This is a genomic window from Pseudoduganella namucuonensis (assembly GCF_900116645.1).
Lineage (GTDB): Bacteria > Pseudomonadota > Gammaproteobacteria > Burkholderiales > Burkholderiaceae_D > Rugamonas > Rugamonas namucuonensis.
Genome location: NZ_FPBO01000092.1, coordinates 1 through 3,300 on the forward strand (window position 1 = coordinate 1; position 3,300 = coordinate 3,300).

General features: G+C 60.6%; 4 protein-coding genes. All 4 read left to right on the forward strand.

What is annotated here, in order from left to right; genetic code table 11:
* A partial coding sequence (locus BM436_RS35770) for a DUF5372 family protein (protein ID WP_229491066.1) occupies window positions 1–319 on the forward strand: 319 nt, incomplete at its 5' end.
* A 161-nt stretch (window positions 320–480) separates the two neighbouring features.
* Window positions 481–933 (forward strand): helix-turn-helix domain-containing protein, encoded by a 453-nt coding sequence (locus BM436_RS35775; RefSeq protein ID WP_093561671.1) that lies wholly within the window; start codon window positions 481–483, stop codon window positions 931–933.
* 137 nt (window positions 934–1,070) lie between these two features.
* Window positions 1,071–1,214: a hypothetical protein gene (locus tag BM436_RS38285; protein WP_229491068.1), complete on the forward strand. Its 144-nt coding sequence runs from the start codon at window positions 1,071–1,073 to the stop codon at window positions 1,212–1,214.
* Window positions 1,204–3,288, forward strand: coding sequence for a recombinase family protein (locus BM436_RS35785; RefSeq protein WP_093561673.1), 2,085 nt, complete (start codon window positions 1,204–1,206; stop codon window positions 3,286–3,288). Before BM436_RS38285 ends, BM436_RS35785 begins: the two co-directional genes overlap by 11 nt.
* Window positions 3,289–3,300: the final 12 nt, after the last annotated feature.

Here is a 3,300-nt window from a genome sequence, read left to right on the forward strand (position 1 = left end):
TTATCGTCTGTCAGCAACTGCTTGCCATGGCGACGACTGCACGCCCATAACAGTTGAAATCACCCACCCATTTCACCCCCAACGGGGACTACGAATCCATGTGCTCACTCGCCGGAAAAACTGGGGAGAGGACCGCGTGATGTTCTACAACGCCGATGGCCAGATGATGTCCATGCTGTCCTCATGGACGAACATTGATCGGGCCGATGCATACACGCAGGGCGATACGGGTGGTTCCTGGTTTCGTACCGACGACCTGCGCAACCTTCGTGCGCTGGTGGATGAGCTGACGATCCAGATTACGCATGGCGTCAAGTAAATTTTGCCGCACATGCAAAGAAAATTATGCCGCCTCTTGTTTTTCATGGGCTTGAAGGCTAAGAGATAGCCATGGATTTGATCCTCTTGCCCTTGATTTGACCTTGACATACCAGCATGTGCGGCATATTTTATATTACACAATAACGAGACATTATCATCGTGACCAAGCCCGATCCCAAGCGTGAGCGCCTTGCCAAACTTGGCACGCTCAATCCCCATCCCGAGAGCGTAGATGCGGCATGGTTTCGATCGGGCGACTTCTTCGATGCGCACGACTTGGTTCAGGTGAAGTACGAGATGCTGCGCCACGCGAGTACAGGCGGCGCGACCAAGGCGCAGGCCGCCGCGCTGTTCGGGGTGTCCCGTCCAACGTTCTATCAGGCCGAGACCGCCTTTTCGCGCGACGGCCTGCCGGGCCTTTTGCCCAAGCAGCGCGGCCCGAAAGGCGCGCATAAGCTCGACGCCGACTTGATGGCGTTTATCGAAGGGCGGATGCGGTCCGACGGCGCGATCCAGGCTCGGGCACTGGCCGAACAGATCGCAACCGAATTGGGAATCAGCATTCACCCACGCAGCATCGAACGGGCGATTGCCCGCAAAAAAAAACGCTGACGAGTGCGCCGCACGCGCAGTCCCATGCGTCGGTTGCCACCTACGAAACGCTGCGCCGGGCGGTGATCGATGGCACAGCCGGCCATACGGAAGGCATTGCCGCATTGCGTTACCACGGCATGCTGAGGGGATTGTCCATGCTCGCGCAAGCCGAAGTGCCTCGCAATATCCCCGAGTCTCGTCGCGAACCCGCCATGGCACCGCAGCCGGCCAGCGAGTTCGTGCATATGCTGGCCAATCTCGTGCTGCGCACACATTCGGAGCTCACCCATGTCTACTGACTCGCATCAGAAGGTCACCGCTGATCAATTGCGGCGGGACGCGTTTCTCTATGTACGGCAATCGACGTTGCGACAAGTGTTCGAGAACACCGAAAGCACCAAGCGGCAGTATGCGTTGCGCGAGCGCGCCGTCTCGCTTGGCTGGCCGATCGAACGGGTCCACGTCATCGACAGCGACCTTGGGCTGTCGGGGGCCAGCGCCCAGGACCGGGACGGCTTCCAGCGGCTGGTGGCGGAAGTCGCCATCGGCCACGCCGGCATCGTACTGGGGCTGGAGGTGTCGCGTCTGGCGCGCAACAACGCCGACTGGCATCGACTGATCGAACTGGCCGCGTTGACCAGGACGCTGATACTCGACGAAGACGGCGTGTACGATCCGGCATGCTTCAACGACCGCCTATTACTGGGTCTGAAGGGCGCCATGAGCGAGGCCGAGCTGCATATCCTCAGCTCCCGCCTGCAGGGCGGCATGCGTAACAAGGCGCGGCGTGGGGAACTGGAATTACCGCTGCCGATCGGGTTGCTCTACCATCCCAATGGATCGATCGTGCTTGATCCCGACCAGCAAATCCAGGGCAGCTTACGATTATTGTTCGACACCTATCGGCAATCGCACTCGGCCACCGTGGTGGTGCGGCGCTTTCGTCGGGAGGGCTGGGTTTTTCCACGCCGGGTCCGTCGTGGTATCGGCAAAGGCGAGGTGCATTGGGGCGAACTCAATACGTCGCGTGTCCTGCAAATCCTGCACAATCCGCGTTACGCCGGCGCCTTCGTCTACGGACGTACCCGCACGGGCCGCAAGGCCGACTTGACGAGCACTCAGCTCAAAGTCGCGCAAAGCGACTGGCAGGTTTTGATCCGTGGTGCCCACGCCGGCTATATCGACTGGGAGGAGTTCGAGCGCAACCAGCTCACGCTGCGCCAGAACGCGGTCGCCTTCTGCCAGAATGGACGCGGCACCATGCCCAGAGAGGGCGTCGGCTTGCTCCAGGGACGCGTCATCTGCGGCAAGTGCGGCAAGCGCATGCGCGTGCGGTATCAGGAGGTCGGCGGCAAGCTCGAACCCTACTACGTGTGCCATGACGCCGCCGCGCATAGCGCCGAAAAACCTTGCCAGTCCGTTCGCGGGCGCGCCATCGACGATGCCATCGGCGCCTTGTTGCTGGAGATGGTCGCGCCGGCCGCCATTGACGTGGCGCTGGCCATCGAGGGCGAGATCGCGGGGAGGGTTGAACAGGCCAACGCCATGCGTCTGAAACAGTTGGAACGCACGCGCTATGAAGCTGAACTCGCGCGCCGTCGGTACATGAATGTAGACCCAGCCAATCGCATGGTCGCGGACGCGCTCGAAGCCGATTGGAATGCCAGCCTGCGACAATTGGATACACTGCAGCAAGAACACGACCGCCAACACCAGTCGGACGAAGCATTGCTTGGCGCCGAAGCGCGTGCGCGCATTCGCGCCCTTGCCGACGATTTCCCCGTTGTGTGGAACGACGCGCGCGTCGAGCCGATTGAACGCAAGCGCATGCTCGGATTGCTGATCGAGGATGTCACCCTGGTCAAGGCGGAGCAAGTGCTGATACAGGTGCGCTTCCGCGGCGGAAGAACGACCGTGATCAGAGTGGACCGGCCCAAGCCGATAGCGTTGATACGCAAGACGCTGCCGGAGGTTGTCCGGATGGTCGAGGAGTTACTTGAGACCTGCTCGGACCGTCAAATCGCCGAGCGCTTGAACGCGCTGGGTCACACGAATTGGAAAGGCGAGCCGTTCACGCACAAGAAGGTCATCGTCATCCGCAATGCCTACCATCTCAAGACCCGTTTCGTTCGTTTGCGCGAGCGCGGCATGTTGACCGCCAACGAGCTCGCCGCTCAACTCGCCGTTTGCCCGACAACGATATACCTGTGGGGGCAAAATGGATTCCTGCGCCAGCATCGTTACGGCAATCAGCATCGTTGCCTGTTCGAACCGCTTGGCGACGTCGTCCTCGTCAAGGGACAGGGTGGGCGTTACAGTCCGACCGCCCCGACATTTATCGCCGTTCAACCAACCACACAAGGTGCAATATGAAGCCCACTCCTT

Bases quoted from the DNA above. Each gene is read 5' to 3' on its own strand.
- BM436_RS38285 (WP_229491068.1), top strand. From the start codon at position 1,071: ATGCTCGCGCAAGCCGAAGTGCCTCGCAATATCCCCGAGTCTCGTCGC.
- BM436_RS35785 (WP_093561673.1), top strand. From the start codon at position 1,204: ATGTCTACTGACTCGCATCAGAAGGTCACCGCTGATCAATTGCGGCGG.